Raw genomic sequence first — 16,287 nt, 5'->3', positions numbered from 1 at the left:
GGGATCAGTGGCTGCCTTCAGCGGCGCCAAACATGGTCTTGGCGTAGATGATGCCAAGGCCGTAGCCGCCACCATGCTGCCTGGCGATACCGGTGGTGAGATCATAGGTTTCGGTGCGGGCCCAATCACGCTGCAGCTCAAGCAGATATTGCAGTGACGTCATCGGGATGGCGCCGGCCTGCAGCATGCGCTGCATGGCGCGTTCATGGGCTTCGTCGGACACGTCGCCACAGGCATCGGCAATCACATGCACATCAAAGCCCTGCGCAATCGCCGAGATCACCGGACCGACGATGCAGACGCTGGTCCACAGGCCGCAGAACACCAGGCGGCCCTTGCCGATGGCGTTGAGGCGATCGCTGATGCGGCCATCTTCCCAGGTGTTCATGCTGGTGCGGTCGATCACGTTGGCGCCGGGGAAGGTGCTGCTGATCTCGTCAAAAATCGGGCCGGAGAAGGTTTTCTCTGCCACCGTGGTCAGGATCGTGTCGACGCCAAAGCCGGCAGCGCCCTTGGCCACCATGGCGGCATTGTTGCGCAGGGTGATGGCGTCGATCGATTTGGTGGCGAAGGCCATCTGCGACTGGTGATCGATCATGATCAGCACGTGGTTGCTGGGGCTGACCAGCGACGGGCCGGGAACGGGGGTGGCGGTGGGCATGGGCCTTTATCCTTTCAGGGGGGAAGAAGCCGCCGGTTGGGCGGGGCATGGCGATGGCGCTGCTGCGCGCATCGACAATCGGGGGCGGGGTGGGGCCGGCGTTCAACCACGCGGCACCAGATCACCGGCGAACAGCGCCGCGAGGCTGCGCAAGAGCACCATGATCACCAGCAGGGTGACCACCGCCAGGGCCGCAAGGCCAAGCACGGCGAGCGGCACGGACAGAATCTGCCCGGCATAGGTGACGGCGAGGCTGGCATAGGCGGCCGACGGAAAGGTGAGCGCCCACCAGGCGCTGGAAAAATGCCCGTCGATCATGCGCGGCAGCAGCGACAGCATCAGCGCCGCGACCATGGTGCCAAAGCCGAACAGGCTGTGGGTGATCGGCGACACGCTGTCGCCGGTGAGCGCCAGGATGGCGAGTGAGCCCACCGCCGGCGGTGCCAGCAGGATGAACAGCGACGGTGCCGAATGGTGGGGCAGCGGATCGGCGAAGAACAGCCGGAAGGTCATGATCGGCGCCAGGATCAGCCAGAACAGCGCGCCGACGCCGAACAGGGCCCAACTGGCGGTTTCATAGCCCAACGGCATGCCCACCACTGGCATCAGCAGATTGCCGACAATCGGGATGAACCAGGGCGGGCCGGCTTCGGTGAGCGGACGGCTCTGGGCGAACCAGCGGCGCAGCAGCAGAAAGGCGAACAAGGCATGCAGCCCGGCGGCAATCGGCCAGAGCGCGCGGGCGAGCGGCAGGGAATAAGGCGCTGCAGCGGCCGCCATCAGCACGGTGGCCACGCTGAAGGCCGGCACGAAGGGCGCGGTGCGAGGATCGCGAAATTCGGCCAGATGGCTGCTTGGCCAGCGCACGGCGCGGGCCAGCTGCAAGGCCAGCAGCAGGGCGTAGAGGGCGGCGGCCAGCGCCATGAAGGCTTCGCCCGGCCAGCTGGGGGCGCCAAAGCTGGAGACCGCACGCCGCCAGGCCAGGCCCGTCCCAGCCGTACCCATTACGCTGGCAAACAGCGACATCGGCAGGCGCGCCAACCATGGGCGGGCAGCAGCGGCGGCGGCGGCGCTGGCCATCAGCCCCGCCGCTGCTTGAGGTGCAGCAGGCACAGGCCGGCGATCAGGCCCAGATGCTCGCAGAAGGTGGTCAATTCCCGCACCATGCGCTCGGGCGGTGCCTGCCAGAAATCATGCGCGAGGATGCTGGCCAGCAGCGTGAAACCACTCAAGGCCAGCACCGCCGGCCCCCGCACGGCGGGCGGGCCGAACAGGCAGACGCTGCCGGCCAGTTGCAGCAGGATGACCAGCGGTGCCAGCAGGGAAGCCAGGCCGGGCTGGCCAGTGATGGCGGCCACTTCGGCAATGGCGCCAGCATAATCGGCCAGCTTGGCAACGCCGCTGACGATGAAGGGCAGGGCGAGCGCCGAGGCACAGAGCAGCCACGGCCACGGCAGGCTGGCCGTGGCCGATTGCGGTGGAGAGAGCATGTCGTTGTTCATATCGCCCAGCACAGGCAGCCCAGCGCGCCCCAGAAGCGCTTGAAATCGGCCGGCGCGACCGGTGCGGTCGTGGCGCGGGCGTGCCTGTGGCCATGCACGCCGCAGGCCTGGGCGCAGCCGCAGGCCGCATCACGGCTGAGCACCGGCTGTTTCTGGTAACCACCGAAATGCGCCACCGGTGACCAGTCGGGCATCGGCGGTGGCAGCGGCGGCGACAGGCTGGAAAACTCTGCCGCACCATAGACGACGCGCCCCCCAACGATGGTGAGCACCGCCTCGGTCTGGCGGATGGCATCGCCGGGCACGCTGAAATAATCCTGAGACAACACGACGACATCGGCAAACTGGCCGGCCCTGAGCTGGCCCTTGCGGCCATCCTGGCCGGAGAACCAGCCGCCATGGCTGGTCCACATCTTCAGTGCGGTTTCCCGATCGAGCAGGTTGGCGGCGGGGTAGAGCGGCTGGCCGCCCAGTGTCTTGCCGGTGGTGAGCCAGGCGAGGCTGACCCAGGGATCATAGGAGGCAACGCGGGTGGCATCGGTGCCGGCGGAGGTGCGCACCCCGGCTTCGAGCACACGGCGGAAGGGCGGGGTGTTGGCAGCGGCTTCGGCGCCATAGCGTTCGATGAAATATTCGCCCTGATAGGCCATGCGGTGCTGGAAGGCGATGCCGCCGCCCAGTGCTGCCACCCGATCGATCGAGCGCGGCGAGATGGTTTCGGCATGATCGAAGAACCAGTTGATGCCGGCCAGGGGAATGTCGCGGTTGACCTTTTCGAACACGTCGAGGGCGCGCGCGATGGTCTCGTCATAGGTCGCGTGCAGCCGCCACGGCCAGCGCCGCTCGGCCAGGAGGCGCACCACGGCTTCGAGGTCATCCTCCATGTTCGCCGGCAGGTCGGGGCGGGGCTGGCGGAAATCCTCGAAATCGGCAGCGGAGAACACCAACATCTCGCCGGCGCCGTTGAGGCGATACCAGTCATCGCCCTGGCCGATGCGCGTGCTGTCGGTCCAGCGGCGGAAATCGGCCAGTTCCTCCCCGGCTTTCTGCGTGAAGAGATTATAGGCGATGCGCAGGGTGAGCGCGCCTTCGGCGTGCAACTGCTCGATAACCGCATAATCATCGGGATAATTCTGGAAGCCGCCGCCGGCATCGATCACGCTGGTGACGCCCAGGCGGTTGAGATCGCGCATGAAATGCCTGGTGGCATTCTTCTGATAGTCCAGCGGCAGTTTTGGCCCGCGCGCCAGCGTCGAATAGAGGATGCCGGCATTGGGGCTGGCGATCAGCAGGCCGGTAGGGTTGCCGGCGGCATCGCGCTGGATGACACCGCCCGGCGGGTCGGGCGTGTCCCTGGTGTAGCCGACCGCCGCCAGCGCGGCCCGGTTGAGCAGCGCCCGGTCATAAAGGTGGAGGATGAACACCGGCGTGTCGGGTGCGACGGCGTTGATCTCGTCCAGCGTTGGCAGCCGGCGTTCGGCGAACTGCTGTTCGGAAAAGCCGCCCACCACGCGCACCCATTGCGGGGCCGGTGTGCGGTCCACCTGGGCTTTGAGCATGCGCATCGCGTCGGCAAGGCTGGGCACGCCATCCCAGCGCAATTCCAGGTTGAAGTTGAGACCGCCGCGGATGACGTGGATGTGATTGTCGGACAGGCCGGGGATCACGCGGCGGCCGCTGCAATCGATGATTTGCGCGGCCGGGCCGGTCGCCGCAACGGCATCGGCGAGCCGGCCTGCACAGGCGATCTGGCCATTGACCAGCGCCAGCGCCTCTGGGGCCGGATTGGCCGGATCAAGCGAGGTGAAGCGGCCGTTGACCAGCAAGATCGGACTGGTCATGGCGCCTTGTCCTGTTCGGACGGGGCGGTAGCGGCACTGCTGGTCGCGGCCGGGCTGTGCAGCCAGCGCCGTGCGAAGCCAGGCAATTGTTCGCCCACAAGAATGCCGAGCAGACCAACGAGCGCGACCAGTGGCGGCGCGGGAGAGCGCACGCCAATCACTCCGTAAAGCAAGCCTGCCAGCACACCGGCACCCAGAGAAAGCAGATAGATTTTCATGCCTGCGCCCGCCACCAATGGGTGTGCAATGCCATGGGCCGCCGTTCAGCGTCTCCGCAGTTCCTGCCAAAATTGCGCCGATCTTGCGCAATTGGCGCAGGGCGTCATGAAATGCTTATGATTCCATGCCTATGCTGCCGCCACCGGCTTTTATTTTGCCGGATTTGAGTTACACTCACCTGCGGATGGTGCGTTGAAGCGACCTCTGGGGTCGCATGACAGGATGGTGGACGGTGGATCTCTATGCCCCTGGCCTCGCCCATGACAGCCCATGGTCATCCTATGATGAATGGATGACCAAAGGTGGCCTGTCGGGGCATGTTGTCGAGCGCAAGTCTGGCGGCAATCTGGTGTCTATGTTCCAGAGCCGCCAGCCGGCCGGCAACATGTCGGATCCGGCGCTGCCCACCATGCTGATGGTGCAGAATATCGGCGGGGTGATCCGCCACCGCTCAGACCTTGGCGATGGCATGCGCTATCGCGTCGATGCGCCGGGCGCGCTCCACCTGCTGCGCCCCGATTATGCCACGGATATCGAGGTGCATGGCGGCCATGAGATCCGCACCTTTGGCTGGCCGGCGCACTGGGTGATCAACGTGCTGGCCGGGCATGAATTGCATGCCATGCGGTTGTTTGGCGATGCCATTGCCGGCCGGGCCTTTCATTCGGAGACAATCTACGGTCTGCTGGACCGGCTCTGGCAGTCCGCCGAGGAGGGTGGCCTTGCCGAACTGCTGACCGTCGAAGCCATCAGCCTGCATCTGCTGGCGGAGCTGTCGCGCATGATCCGCAGCCCGCTTCATGTGGCGCGCGGCGGGTTGCCGCCCTGGGCGGTGCGCCGCTGTGTCGAGTATATCGATGCCAATCTGGCGCGGCAGATCGGCCTTGCCGAACTGGCGGCGATGGTTGACCTTTCGCCATTCCATTTTGCCCGTGCCTTCAAGGTGAGCCTGGGCATGGCACCCGGCAGTTTCCAGCGTCAGCGGCGCCTGGTGCGCGCCAAGGAGCTGCTGCGGACAAGCGAGCTGGGCGTGATCGATGTGGCGGCCGCTGTTGGTTATGACACGCCGCAATCCTTTGCCCGCATCTTCCGGCGCAGCGTGGGCGTCACCCCGTCGGCCTGGCGGCGGCGGCACGCCCGGCCGGGTGGCGCGTGATGGAGGCTGCCGCCATGGCGAATGGCGCCGCTGCCGGCATGGATTTCCCGACCTGGCTGGCCGGCAGCCAGCTCGCCCCTTATATCACCGAGCGCAAGGCCGGCGGCGCGCTCGTCACCATCTTTGACTCGCTGCATCCGCCGATTGATGTGTTGACGACGGCCACCGCCAACATGGTGCTGGTGCAGAATGTCGGCGGGGTCATCCGCCAAAAATCCGATCTGGGCGATGGCCTGCGCGACCGGGTGGATCCGGCCGGAGCGGTGCTGGCCTTCCGCCCGACCTATGCCAACCAGATGGCCGTGCATGTGCCCCACCATGTTCGCAGCTTCAGCTGGCCGCTCGAGTGGATTGCCAGTGTCTTGTCTGTCGAACATGACCATGCCCCGGCCGAGGTGCTGGCCAGCGTGTTCGGCCGCCCCCTCCAATCGGCCAGCCTGCACCACTGGCTCAATTTGCTGTGGGCAGAGAGCGATGACGGCACGGCGGGCGCGCTGCTGACGGCCGAAGGCATCAGCCTGTGTGTGCTGGGCGAATTGTTGAAGACGGCCCAGGCGCCGGTGCCGGTGGCGCGCGGTGGGTTGCCGCCGCGCAGCCTGCGGCTGTGCATCGACCATGTCATGGCCAATCTGGACCGCGAGGTGAGCATATCCGAACTGGCCGCGGTGGCCGGCCTTTCCTGCTTTCATTTCGCGCGCGCCTTCCGGGCAAGCACCGGGCAGGCGCCAGGCGTTTTCCAGCGCACGGCCCGCATGCGCAAGGCCCAGCAGCTGTTGGCCAACAGTGATCTGCCGGTGATCCAGATTGCCGCCCAGGTGGGTTATCACGCACCGCAAGCCTTTGCCCGCGTGTTCAGGCGATCCACCGGGGTGACGCCGTTGCGTTGGCGCCATCAGCACCGCGTGTGAATTGCATTGTCCAGCGGATTTCGCCGCAAGATCGGTGCAGTCATGCCGCGAGTGGGACTTGAGTGCACCCGCCAACAACCGGCACAATAAAACCTGTATATTTTGATTGGCCTGCATGTTTTGCCTGGCCGGATCGAGGGGCGTGATCATGGTCCGGAATGTTTCGCTGGTGATGCTGCTGTTGGTGGCTGCCTGTTCGGCGGCGCCGGACGGGCAGGGGCAGGGCGCGCCACCGGTGCGGGTGGCGCCACCCACGCAGCGCGAAGTGATCGACTGGGACGAATATAGCGGCCAGTTCGAAGCGGTCGAATCGGTGGACGTGCGGGCCCGTGTGTCGGGATACCTCGATGCCGTCGCCTTTCGCGAAGGTGCCATCGTGAAGAAGGGCGATCTGCTGGCCCGCATCGATCCGCGGCCGTTCGAGGCGGCGCTGGCCTCGGCCCGGGCCGATGTTGAATCCGCGATCACCCGCCGCGATCAGACCCAGGCCGATCTTGGCCGCGGCCAGGCGCTGGTGAAGGAAGAGGCGATCAGCCGCGAGGACTATGACGCGCGCGTGCAGGCCCGGCGCGAAGCCGAAAGCCGGCTCGCCGCCGCCCGCGCCCGGCTGCGCGCGGCCGAGCTTGATCTCGGCTATACCGAGGTGCGCTCGCCCATTGCGGGGCGCGTCGGGGCCCGGCTGGTCACGGTGGGGAACCTGGTATCCGGCGGCGGCCCGACCAGCACGCTGCTCACCACCGTCTATTCGATCGATCCCATCTATTTCGGCTTCACCGCCGATGAAGCGGCTTACCTCAAATATGTGCGCCAGAATGCACAGGGCGAACGGCCATCCTCGCGCGATGCTGCCAATCCGGTGAAGCTGCGCCTGCAGGATGAACAAGGCTTCGTCCACGACGGCCGCATGAACTTTGTTGACAACCGCATCGACCCCACCACCGGCACGATGCGCGGGCGGGCGGTGTTCCGCAACAGCGACGGCCTGTTCCTGCCGGGGATGTTTGGCCGCCTGCAGCTGCTTGGGTCTGGCCGTTATCGCGCGCTGCTGGTGCCGGAGGCGGCCATATTGTCTGACCAGTCCAACAAGATCGTGCTGGTGGTGGGCAAGGACAATGTGGTGCAGCCGCGCCCGGTCACGCTGGGAGCGCTGCAGGCTGACAATATGCGGGTGATCCGTTCGGGCATCGGCCCGGCAGACCAGGTGATCGTGGGCGGCATCGTGCGTGCACGGCCGGGTGCCAAGGTGACGCCGCAGCCGGCTGGCGCTGGAGCGGGCAAGTGAAATTCTCCCGCTTTTTCATCGACCGGCCGATCTTTGCGGCGGTCGTCTCGATCCTGATCACGCTGGCCGGCCTCATCGCCTATTTCGGGCTGCCGGTGGCGCAATATCCGGAAATCGCGCCGCCAACGATCACGGTCACCGCCACTTATCCGGGCGCGGGCGCCGAAACCGTCGCCGATACGGTGGCAACACCGATCGAGCAGGAGCTGAACGGTGTGGAGGGCATGCTCTACATGTCCAGCCAGGCCACCGATGATGGCCGGTTGACCATCACCGCCACCTTCCGGATCGGCACCGATCTCGATGCCGCGCAGGTGCTGGTGCAGAACCGGGTCAACATTGCCGAGCCGCGCCTGCCCGAAGCGGTGCGGCGGCTGGGGGTGGTCACCCAGAAATCCTCGCCCGACATGCTGATGGTCGTGCACCTGTTTTCCCCCGACAACAGCCGCGATCAGCTTTATGTGTCCAACTATGCGCTGCTGCAGATCAAGGATCGGCTGGCGCGGCTGGACGGCGTGGGATCGATCCTGGTGTTTGGCGCGCGCGAATATTCGATGCGCATCTGGCTTGATCCCGAACGCATGGGCACGCTGAAGATTTCGGCGAGCGAGGTGCTGGCGGCGATGCGCGCCGAGAATGTACAGGTGGCCAGCGGCGTGCTGGGCCAGCCGCCAACCTCGCGGCCGGTGGCGCAGCAGATCGCGGTGCGCACCACCGGCCGCCTGCGCACGGCCGAGGAGTTCGGCAATATTGTCGTGAAAACCGATGCCGCCGGCCGCATCACCCATGTGCGCGACATCGCCCGGGTGGAACTGGGCGCGCAGGATTATTCGACCAATGCCTATCTGGGCACCAATCCGGCGGTGGCCATTGCCATCTTCCAGCGGCCGGGTTCCAACGCGCTGGCCACGGCCAAGGCGGTGGAAACCACCATGGACGAACTGGTGCAGGATTTCCCCAAGGGCCTGGCCAAGACCGTGGTGTACAACCCCACCGAGTTCATCGCGGAATCGGTGAACGAGGTGTACAGCACCATCTTTGAAGCCGCCCTGCTGGTGGTGATCGTGGTGTTCGTCTTCCTGCAGAGCTGGCGGGCGGCGCTGATCCCGATCATTGCCATCCCGGTCAGCCTGATCGGCACCTTCGCGGTCATGGCGGCGCTGGGCTTTTCGCTCAACAGCCTGACCCTGTTTGGCCTGGTGCTGGCTATCGGCATCGTGGTGGATGATGCCATCGTGGTGGTGGAGAATGTCGAGCGCGAGCTGGCGGCCGGCAAGACCCCGCGCGAGGCGGCCTATATCACCATGGACGAGGTGGGCGGCGCGCTGGTGGCCATCGCGCTGGTGTTGACGGCGGTGTTCGTGCCAACCGCCTTCATCGGCGGCATTTCTGGCCAGTTCTACACCCAGTTCGCGCTGACCATCGCGACCGCCACCATCCTGTCGGCGCTGGTCTCGCTCACCCTGTCGCCGGCGCTGGCCACGCTGCTGCTGCGCCCGCACAGCGCCGAACATGGGGCGGATCATGGCCGGGCCCCAGGGGTGCTCGATCGCTTTTTTGCCCGGTTCAACAGCGGCTTTGATCGCCTGTCGGAACGCTATGGTCGGCTTTCCGGCAAGATCGTGCGGCGCACCGGCGTCGTGCTGCTGGTCTATGCCGCCCTGCTGGGCATCGCCGGCTGGCGCTTTGCCGCGACGCCGGGCGGCTTCATTCCGCAGCAGGACCAGGGCTATCTGATCGTCGCCATGCAATTGCCGCCCGGCGCCTCGTTGCAGCGCACCGATGATGTGCTGCGCCGGGCGACCAAGATCATCCTCGACACGCCGGGGATGGCCAACACGGCGGGCTTTGCCGGCTTCAATGGCGCCACCTTCACCAATGCCCCCAATGCCGGCGCCATCTTTGCCGTGATGAAGCCTTATGGGGAGCGCCCGCCGGCCATGGCGTTGCTGGGCGAACTGAACCAGCGGCTGGGCGCCATTGATGATGCCTTCATCATCGTCATCCCGCCGCCGGCCGTGGCCGGGATCGGCAATGGCGGCGGTTTCCGCATGATGATCGAGGACCGGTCTGGCGCCGGGCCGCAGCGGCTGAACGAGGTGACGCAGCAGGTGCTGCAGGCGGCCTGGGCGGAACCGCAGCTGGCCAATATGTTCAGCTTTTATGAAACCGGCACGCCGCAGCTGTTCCTCGATATCGACCGGGAAAAGGCGCAGAAGCTGGGGGTGCCGGTGGGCGAGGTCTTCTCCACCCTGGAGGTGTTCCTGGGTTCGGCGTTCGTGAATGATTTCAACTATCTTGGCCGCACCTACCGGGTGTCGGCGCAGGCTGATGCGCCGTTCCGCATGTCGATGGCCAATATTTCGGCGCTGCGCATCCTGAACCCGGCCAATGGCCAGATGGTGCCGATGGGATCGCTGGTCACTACGCGCAACATCACCGGCCCGTCGCGGCAGCCGCGTTACAATCTGTATCCGGCGGCCGAAATCGACGGCAACGCCGCGCCGGGCATTTCCAGCGGCACGGCGCTGGCCATCATGGAAGGGATTGCCAAGCGCACCTTGCCCGATGGCTTTGGCTTTGAATGGACCGGCATCGCCTATCAGGAGCGCAGCGCCGGCAACACCGCCGGGGTGGTGTTTGCGCTGGCCGTGCTGGTGGTGTTCCTGGTGCTGGCCGCGCAATATGAAAGCTGGCTGCTGCCGCTGGCCATCGTGCTGATCGTGCCGATGTGCCTGCTTTCGGCCATCGTCGGCGTTGGTTTGCGGGGCATGGACAACAATATCCTCACCCAGGTCGGGCTGGTCGTGCTGGTGGGCCTCGCTTGCAAGAATGCCATCCTGATCGTCGAATTTGCCCGCCAGCTGGAAGCCGAAGGCCGCAGCCGCTGGGATGCGGCGGTGGAAGCTGCGCGGCTGCGGCTGCGGCCGATCCTGATGACCAGCTTTGCCTTCATCCTGGGCGTGGTGCCGCTGGTGATTGCCAGTGGCGCGGGCGCGGAAATGCGCCAGGCGCTGGGCACGGCGGTGTTTGCCGGCATGCTGGGCGTCACCGGCTTCGGCCTGCTGCTCACCCCGGCCTTCTATGTGATGTGCCGATCGATCGGGCAAGGACGCCAGCGCCCAACCACCCCTGCTGCGGAGCCGGCGCCATGAACCGCACGATCATTCTGGCCAGCCTGTTGCTCGGTGCGTGCGCTGTCGGGCCCAATTACCGCAGCGCGCCGCCGGTTGCTGCAGCCGCGCAGCCCGGCTTTGACCGCGCCGCGCTGGCCGGCGCCGTTGCTGATGCGCCCGAACAGCGCTGGTGGACGCAGATGGGCGACCCCCTGCTCGATGAGCTGGTGGCCGATGCCCTGACCCACAACCGCGATCTGGCGGCGGCCGAAGCCAGCTTCAAGGCATCCCGCGCGCTGTTGGCTGAACGCACGGCGGATTTCCTGCCATCATCGCAGGCCAGTGCCAGCTATCAGCGCCAGCGCTTTTCGGCGCAGGGCCAGGCCTTTGGCAGCGCCTTCGCGCTGCCGGACCGGGATTATTTCACCCTGGGCATCGACAGCAGTTGGGAGATCGATCTCTTTGGCCGGCTGTCGCGCCGCCGGCAGGACGCCATGGCCGAAGCCGGTTCGGCCGAGGCCACCCGCAATGATCTGATGGTCAGCATCGCCGCCGAAACGGTGAGCGCCTATCTGTCGTTGCGCGGGGCGCAGGCACGGTTGCAGGTGGCGCAGGAGGCAGCGAACAACCAGCAGGCCAGCTTTGATCTAAGCAGCAAGCTGCTGACGGCCGGGCGCGGCACCCGGCTGGACGTGGCGCGGGCGGAATCGCTGCTGGCGACGACCAGGGCCAGCATGGCGCCGCTCGCGGCCGAAATCGATGTGGCGATCCATCGGCTGGGCGTGCTGGTGGGCATTGGCCCCAACGCCTTGCGCGAACGGCTGGCGCCGGCCGCGGCCATTCCCGCCCTGCCGGCCGCCCTGGCCGTTGGCGATCCGGCCGCACTGTTGCGCCGCCGCCCTGATATCCGCGTGGCCGAACGCGGCCTGGCGGCTGCCACGGCCCGTATCGGCATCGCCACGGCCGATCTGTTTCCCAAGCTGTCGATCGCCGGCAGTGTTGGCCTGCAAGCCAATGTGGCAGGAAACTTGTTCAATTCCAACGCGCTGGCGTTCGGGATTGGCCCGCAGTTGAGCTGGAACATCCTCGATCTGCCGCGAATCAGGGCCCGCATCCGGGCAGCCAACGCGTCGGCCGATGGCGCAGCTGCGCGCTATGAGGCGGCGGTGCTGCGGGCGCTGGAGGAAACGGAAAATGCCCTGTCGCGCCGGGCGCGGGAATATCAGCGGGTGGCGGAATTGACCAACTCGCGCGATGCCGCCGTCACCGCCGCCCGCCTCGCCCGCCTGCGTTACCAGAATGGCGTCGATCCCTTCCTGTCGGTGCTGGATGCCGAGCGTGTGGCGCTGCAAAGCCAGGACCAGCTGGTGGCGGCCCAGGTGAATGCCGGCCAACTGGGCGTTGCGATTTACAAGGCACTGGGCGCCGGCTGGCAGCGCGGTGATCCATGACCTGATCCCGAAATTGCCGTTGGCCTGATTGAACCGCGCCGGGTCTGTCAGAGGCGTCAACGCCTGAGGCGGCCGGGTTCACGCTGGTGACAGGGCGAGCAATTGCCTGCCCATGGCGCGGCAGCGCGCGGGGTGGAAACGACTGGATCACGCGCGCGGTCGCCCATCCCGTTACGAACATGTAGTTTCGACATCGCTCGCCAGACACGCCCGAGCGTGCCCACCCCGAAGTGGCTGTCCAGTAGCGCCAGATCCCACAGCATATGGCAGTGGTAGACGGGTTTTCCAATGATTCCAGTGCCCAGCTTTGTCCTCTTTGGGGCACCACCTTCCTGCAAAGCGCAGCAGCCCGCCAGGCTGGGCCGGCAGGCTCAAGATATGTCCATAAACTTCGACTTCTATCTTTGCTTGAATCCTCCGTTGACCGTGAGGCCAGCACCTCGAAAGTGCTGGCAGTCAGCAAGGTGGCCCGGAAGACGCTCGGCGGTGCACCAGAGGCCGGACTTCTGCCGCTCGTGGAGGGAAACCAAGAGATAGGGCTGTGTGGCCTCAGCTATTGCCGCCCAATGCCACAATGAGGTCCACCGCGGTGGCGGCACAGGCGATTTGCTGGGTGGCGAGGTCGAAGCGCCGCTGCCGGGCCTGGATTTCGGCGGCGATGCTATCGGTGCGGGCGAGGGTCCCGCGGGCGAAACGAGTTTGTGCGACGGAATTGGCGGTTTCGGCGTCGGCAGCTGCGGCGAGAGCGCGGGCAATGCCATTGCGGCACGCTTGATAAGCGCCCAACCGCTCGCTCACGTCGCGCAGGGCCATCAGCACCTGATCACGATACTCGGCACGGGCCAGGTCAAGCTCGCCCTGGCGGCCGGCGACGCGTGCCTTGGTGCGGCCGCCATCCAGCACGGGAATGGCAAAGACGGCGCCGGCCACCAGGCTGGCCGCCCCGCCTGCCAGCAACGCGCCAAGACTGGCTGAGGCAGCGCCGCCGGTACCGGTGAGGCTGAGCATCGGCAGCCAACTGCGGCGTTCGGCGCGCAGACGCTGATCAGCGGCCAGCACCCGGTTACGCGCGGCGGACAGATCAGGCCGGCGCAGCAGCAGATCGGCGGGCAGGCCGGCAGGGATTTCGGGCAGTGGCGGGCTTGAAGTGGCGGCTGGCGGCAAGGCGATGGCCTCAGCTTCGCCGATCAGGGTGCCAATCTCGCTGGCGGCAGCATCGCGGGCAAGGCGGGCCTCATCCTGCTGGGCAAGGGCATTGGCAAGGCCTTGGCGGGCAAGATCGACAGCAGCGCGGGTGCGCACACCCAAGGCCTGTTGGCGTTCGGTGATGCGAGCGGCTTCATCGGCCAGAACGGCAATCCGGGTTGCCTGATCGACGCTGGCAACCAGCATTGGCAAGCCCAGCCAGCGACGTACCAACTGGCCTTCCAGCAGCAATTGTGTTTCGGCCAGCAAATCTGCTGCGGAGCGGGCGTCCAGTTGCTCGGCAGCGCGGGTCCCTGCCAGCCGGCCGAACAGATCAATCTCCCAACTCGCGCCGCCGCGGGCGGTAAACAGGCTGCCCTGCCCACCAGCGGCATTGATCAGCGGGCCCTGTGCCGTCGCAGCGCCGGCCTCCACTGCCAGCTGCGGGCGTTGGTTGGCGCGGCCGGCGCGGGTGGCGGCGCGTGCGATGGCGAGCCGGGCGCGGGCCTGGTCCAGGCGCGGGCTGCCGGCGTGGAGGCGCTGGATCAGGCCCGGCAGGGCCTGATCGGCGAAACGCTGCCACCAGGGGGCAATGTCGGCCGGTTGGGCCGAGGTGGCGGGTGCATTGGCAAATTCGGCCGGCAGCGCGATCGCCGGCAGCGGCATGGTTTCGCCGTGCGTGGCGCTGGCGGCCAGCAGCATCAGACCAAGGGTGGCAAGGCACCGGTGGCGATTGAGCGAACGTGCAACTTTCATGGCAGACGGGTGGGGACGGCGCCCAAAGCGACCGTCCCCACCTTGGTCAGCGGCTCAGAGGCCGGCGCAGCGCGTGGTCGTGACGACCGGCGGGTAGTAGGTGCTGCTGCTGCTGTCGGTGCTGCTGCTCTTGCCGCCGCTGGCAACGGTGCCGCTCTTGGCACCGGCACGCAGATTGGTCTTGATCTTCATAGTGAGCCTCCTTTGGCTTCTGTGTGCATCATGCACGTGGATCCGCCGGCAGCTGTGCCAGCGAATGGGGGCGCGCACGACCGGGGCCGCGCGCAATGACGATGTGATGAGCGTCGACCTGGATGCGAAGCCCGAACAGCTGGCCAAGCTCGGCCGGCAGATAGGGTACGCTGCGCTGATCCTCGCCCAGCAACCGATTGTAGAGATTGATATGATCGAGGCTGAGGGCGTGTGAAGGCGGCTGTCTGCCCAGCAGCGTTGCCAGCCGGGTCTGGCTGGCGGTTGCCAGCCCGAGCACAGTGCGGGCACGGCTGAGGAAGTCCATGATAATATCGGCAACGGCTGCCGCAAGCCCGGTGTGGCCGTCAAGATGCTGCGCCACGGACGAGGCCAGCATCCGGTGGGCGTTGCCGGCATCGCGCGCATCGGCGGCCAACTGCTGTGACAGGCTGGGGCCGGCCTTTTCGCCCATGCCGCGACGGCAATTGGCGACAATGCGGTCGTACACGGTCTCGCGGTGCTGCCGCCAGGCCTCGCTGGCCAGGAAGGAGCGGTGGCTCAGCGCGGCGAAATGGCCCTCAAAACGTGCGGCCAGCGCGGTGGCGGCGGGCACGTCAGCCGCCTGCGGACCTGACAACAGTTCGTGAAGCTGGGCATAGCAGCGGGCGGTGGCCGGCCAGAGGGCGAACACCGCGCCAAAGCTTTGCAGGCCGAGCAGGGCATAATCGATGGCAGATTCGATCTGGTCGGCTGTGAAGGAAATTTCACGATCCGGCTGTGCCTCAAGCCCGCTGCGGGGCTGCGTACCATCAAGCAGGGCAGCCAGCATGTCCTCCACCATGAAACGCGGGCCGGCGCAGACCCCGGTTTCGGAGTGGAACAGGAAGTTGCGCTCGGCATAGGCCAGCAGGGTTTCGGCGTCGATCGGCGCATCGGGGCCGTGCATCGGTTCGAAGCGCGGCACGAACATCATGTGGTGCACCGCCATGCGCACGCCATCGGTGACGCGGAACAGGTTTGAGAGCGCCGGGTGCAGGGTGCCATTGGCGATGGGGTTCGCCGCGTTCAGCAGCAGGTGGCTGGGCAGCGCCAGGATGCAGACGGTCAATTGCTCGACGTGCGCCAGGGTCCAGCCGCTGCGCGCTTCGGGGAAGCGCTTCAGATAGGCGTCCCGCACCTGCAGCAGCAGGCCCATCATCGCCCGCCAGTGCGCGCGCATGGCCCGCAATGCCGACATGTTCATCGGCCGGTCTGGCTGGTAGCGATTGCCGGGATAGGGGCAGCCGCGCCATTCGGTTGGCACGTCGGTGCGGGCGGCGGCCGGAAACACATTGGCTTCGCCGATGTGGCGGCCATCGCGATCTTGGAAAATGTGGGCGGTGCGGAACACCGGCACCACCGCTTCCAGCCAGTGCGGGTCCAACGACGTGCCGGTCAATTCCCGCATCAGGCAAGCGGCATCGGTCCAGGCGCGTGGGCTGGCCATCGGTGCCGGCGGCAGCGGCGAGGGCATCGGCTGATTGTCGTGCCTTGGGGGTGGGACGACGACATCGGCGGGTTGCACCAACCCGGCGCGCATCAGGGCACGCAGCATCGGCTGCAGCTCTTGCCAAGCCACCCCACTGGCGGCGGCCAGGCCCCCGCCGGTAAAGGGGGCCCCGCTGGCCAGGTGATCGGCCAGACCGAAATGGCGAGGATCGTCCCACACGATTTCCTGATCACGCACGAACAGCGTGCAGCGGCGGGCGCCATCGGCGGCACGGTCGTGTTGCAAAAGCGCCGAACGGGCGTTGGTGAGCATCAGGCGTTCGCCCTCGGCCGGGCCGGAGTGGCGGTCATTGCGGGAGGTGGAACGCTGGGCATAGGCCACGGTGATGGTCCTGCGCTTGGTCGGAATTGCTGGGGAAAACGCTTCCGCCAGGACGGTTATTCCGTGACAAAAAAGTAAATTTGCTGGGCCGAATAAGCTGGCCGTCGATCCGTTGAACCCGCTGCAAGATGGCCATGTGCGGCCGCCC

At 66.6% G+C, this 16,287-nt stretch carries 13 protein-coding genes; 5 read left to right on the top strand and 8 right to left on the bottom strand.

Annotated features, from left to right (window positions below; genetic code table 11):
- Positions 1 to 4 precede the first annotated feature (4 nt).
- The 5 genes from AC6BOR_RS03575 to AC6BOR_RS03555 all read right to left on the bottom strand — a co-directional run bounded on the left by AC6BOR_RS03575 (position 5) and on the right by AC6BOR_RS03555 (position 4,222).
- Positions 5 to 661 carry a hydrolase gene (locus AC6BOR_RS03575; protein WP_498059842.1) on the bottom strand — a complete coding sequence of 219 codons (657 nt, stop codon included), beginning with the start codon at positions 659 to 661 and terminating at the stop codon, positions 5 to 7.
- A 102-nt stretch (positions 662 to 763) separates the two neighbouring features.
- Positions 764 to 1,741 carry an SLAC1 family transporter gene (locus tag AC6BOR_RS03570; protein WP_498059841.1) on the bottom strand — a complete coding sequence of 326 codons (978 nt, stop codon included), beginning with the start codon at positions 1,739 to 1,741 and terminating at the stop codon, positions 764 to 766.
- Positions 1,741 to 2,163 (bottom strand): DoxX family protein, encoded by a 423-nt coding sequence (locus AC6BOR_RS03565; protein WP_498059840.1) that lies wholly within the window; start codon positions 2,161 to 2,163, stop codon positions 1,741 to 1,743. Before AC6BOR_RS03565 ends, AC6BOR_RS03570 begins: the two co-directional genes overlap by 1 nt.
- The gene (locus AC6BOR_RS03560; protein ID WP_498059839.1) at positions 2,160 to 4,004 is read right to left on the bottom strand and encodes an amidohydrolase; all 1,845 of its coding nucleotides are present in this window, start codon (positions 4,002 to 4,004) and stop codon (positions 2,160 to 2,162) included. Before AC6BOR_RS03560 ends, AC6BOR_RS03565 begins: the two co-directional genes overlap by 4 nt.
- Positions 4,001 to 4,222 (bottom strand): DUF1427 family protein, encoded by a 222-nt coding sequence (locus AC6BOR_RS03555; protein ID WP_498059838.1) that lies wholly within the window; start codon positions 4,220 to 4,222, stop codon positions 4,001 to 4,003. The genes AC6BOR_RS03560 and AC6BOR_RS03555 overlap by 4 nt, the downstream gene beginning before the upstream one ends.
- A gap of 215 nt (positions 4,223 to 4,437) precedes the next feature.
- Here AC6BOR_RS03555 and AC6BOR_RS03550 point away from each other — a divergent pair, with 215 nt between their 5' ends.
- From AC6BOR_RS03550 to AC6BOR_RS03530, 5 genes are all read left to right on the top strand, one after another.
- Positions 4,438 to 5,379: an AraC family transcriptional regulator gene (locus AC6BOR_RS03550; protein ID WP_498059837.1), complete on the top strand. Its 942-nt coding sequence runs from the start codon at positions 4,438 to 4,440 to the stop codon at positions 5,377 to 5,379.
- The gene (locus AC6BOR_RS03545; RefSeq protein WP_498059836.1) at positions 5,379 to 6,287 is read left to right on the top strand and encodes a helix-turn-helix domain-containing protein; all 909 of its coding nucleotides are present in this window, start codon (positions 5,379 to 5,381) and stop codon (positions 6,285 to 6,287) included. Before AC6BOR_RS03550 ends, AC6BOR_RS03545 begins: the two co-directional genes overlap by 1 nt.
- Before the next feature lie 148 nt (positions 6,288 to 6,435).
- On the top strand, positions 6,436 to 7,569 hold the full coding sequence (locus AC6BOR_RS03540) for an efflux RND transporter periplasmic adaptor subunit (protein ID WP_498059835.1): 1,134 nt from the start codon (positions 6,436 to 6,438) through the stop codon (positions 7,567 to 7,569).
- The gene (locus AC6BOR_RS03535) at positions 7,566 to 10,724 is read left to right on the top strand and encodes an efflux RND transporter permease subunit (protein ID WP_498059834.1); all 3,159 of its coding nucleotides are present in this window, start codon (positions 7,566 to 7,568) and stop codon (positions 10,722 to 10,724) included. The genes AC6BOR_RS03540 and AC6BOR_RS03535 overlap by 4 nt, the downstream gene beginning before the upstream one ends.
- Complete coding sequence (locus AC6BOR_RS03530; RefSeq protein WP_498059833.1) at positions 10,721 to 12,136, top strand: efflux transporter outer membrane subunit; 1,416 nt, start codon at positions 10,721 to 10,723, stop codon at positions 12,134 to 12,136. Before AC6BOR_RS03535 ends, AC6BOR_RS03530 begins: the two co-directional genes overlap by 4 nt.
- Positions 12,137 to 12,685: 549 nt before the next feature.
- Here the strand turns inward: AC6BOR_RS03530 and AC6BOR_RS03525 are convergent.
- The 3 genes from AC6BOR_RS03525 to AC6BOR_RS03515 form a co-directional block, all read right to left on the bottom strand.
- Positions 12,686 to 14,023 (bottom strand): TolC family protein, encoded by a 1,338-nt coding sequence (locus tag AC6BOR_RS03525; RefSeq protein WP_498059832.1) that lies wholly within the window; start codon positions 14,021 to 14,023, stop codon positions 12,686 to 12,688.
- A 108-nt stretch (positions 14,024 to 14,131) separates the two neighbouring features.
- A complete protein-coding gene (locus AC6BOR_RS03520; protein ID WP_498059831.1) occupies positions 14,132 to 14,269 on the bottom strand; it encodes a hypothetical protein in 138 nt (45 codons plus the stop codon).
- A 28-nt stretch (positions 14,270 to 14,297) separates the two neighbouring features.
- Positions 14,298 to 16,139: a hypothetical protein gene (locus tag AC6BOR_RS03515; protein ID WP_498059830.1), complete on the bottom strand. Its 1,842-nt coding sequence runs from the start codon at positions 16,137 to 16,139 to the stop codon at positions 14,298 to 14,300.
- Between the last annotated feature and the right edge of the window lie 148 nt (positions 16,140 to 16,287).

It is taken from the genome of Sandarakinorhabdus sp. FBCC-B8862, assembly GCF_059745315.1.
Note: the sequence above shows the minus strand (reverse complement) of the source record. Positions and strands in the feature narration are given on the sequence as shown.

Coding starts and splice junctions, on each gene's coding strand:
- AC6BOR_RS03555 (WP_498059838.1), bottom strand. CDS start 4,222: ATGAAAATCTATCTGCTTTCTCTGGGTGCCGGTGTGCTGGCAGGCTTG.
- AC6BOR_RS03575 (WP_498059842.1), bottom strand. CDS start 661: ATGCCCACCGCCACCCCCGTTCCCGGCCCGTCGCTGGTCAGCCCCAGC.
- AC6BOR_RS03530 (WP_498059833.1), top strand. CDS start 10,721: ATGAACCGCACGATCATTCTGGCCAGCCTGTTGCTCGGTGCGTGCGCT.
- AC6BOR_RS03520 (WP_498059831.1), bottom strand. CDS start 14,269: ATGAAGATCAAGACCAATCTGCGTGCCGGTGCCAAGAGCGGCACCGTT.
- AC6BOR_RS03550 (WP_498059837.1), top strand. CDS start 4,438: ATGACAGGATGGTGGACGGTGGATCTCTATGCCCCTGGCCTCGCCCAT.
- AC6BOR_RS03525 (WP_498059832.1), bottom strand. CDS start 14,023: ATGCTGCTGGCCGCCAGCGCCACGCACGGCGAAACCATGCCGCTGCCG.
- AC6BOR_RS03540 (WP_498059835.1), top strand. CDS start 6,436: ATGGTCCGGAATGTTTCGCTGGTGATGCTGCTGTTGGTGGCTGCCTGT.
- AC6BOR_RS03565 (WP_498059840.1), bottom strand. CDS start 2,163: ATGAACAACGACATGCTCTCTCCACCGCAATCGGCCACGGCCAGCCTG.
- AC6BOR_RS03560 (WP_498059839.1), bottom strand. CDS start 4,004: ATGACCAGTCCGATCTTGCTGGTCAACGGCCGCTTCACCTCGCTTGAT.
- AC6BOR_RS03570 (WP_498059841.1), bottom strand. CDS start 1,741: ATGGCCAGCGCCGCCGCCGCCGCTGCTGCCCGCCCATGGTTGGCGCGC.
- AC6BOR_RS03545 (WP_498059836.1), top strand. CDS start 5,379: ATGGAGGCTGCCGCCATGGCGAATGGCGCCGCTGCCGGCATGGATTTC.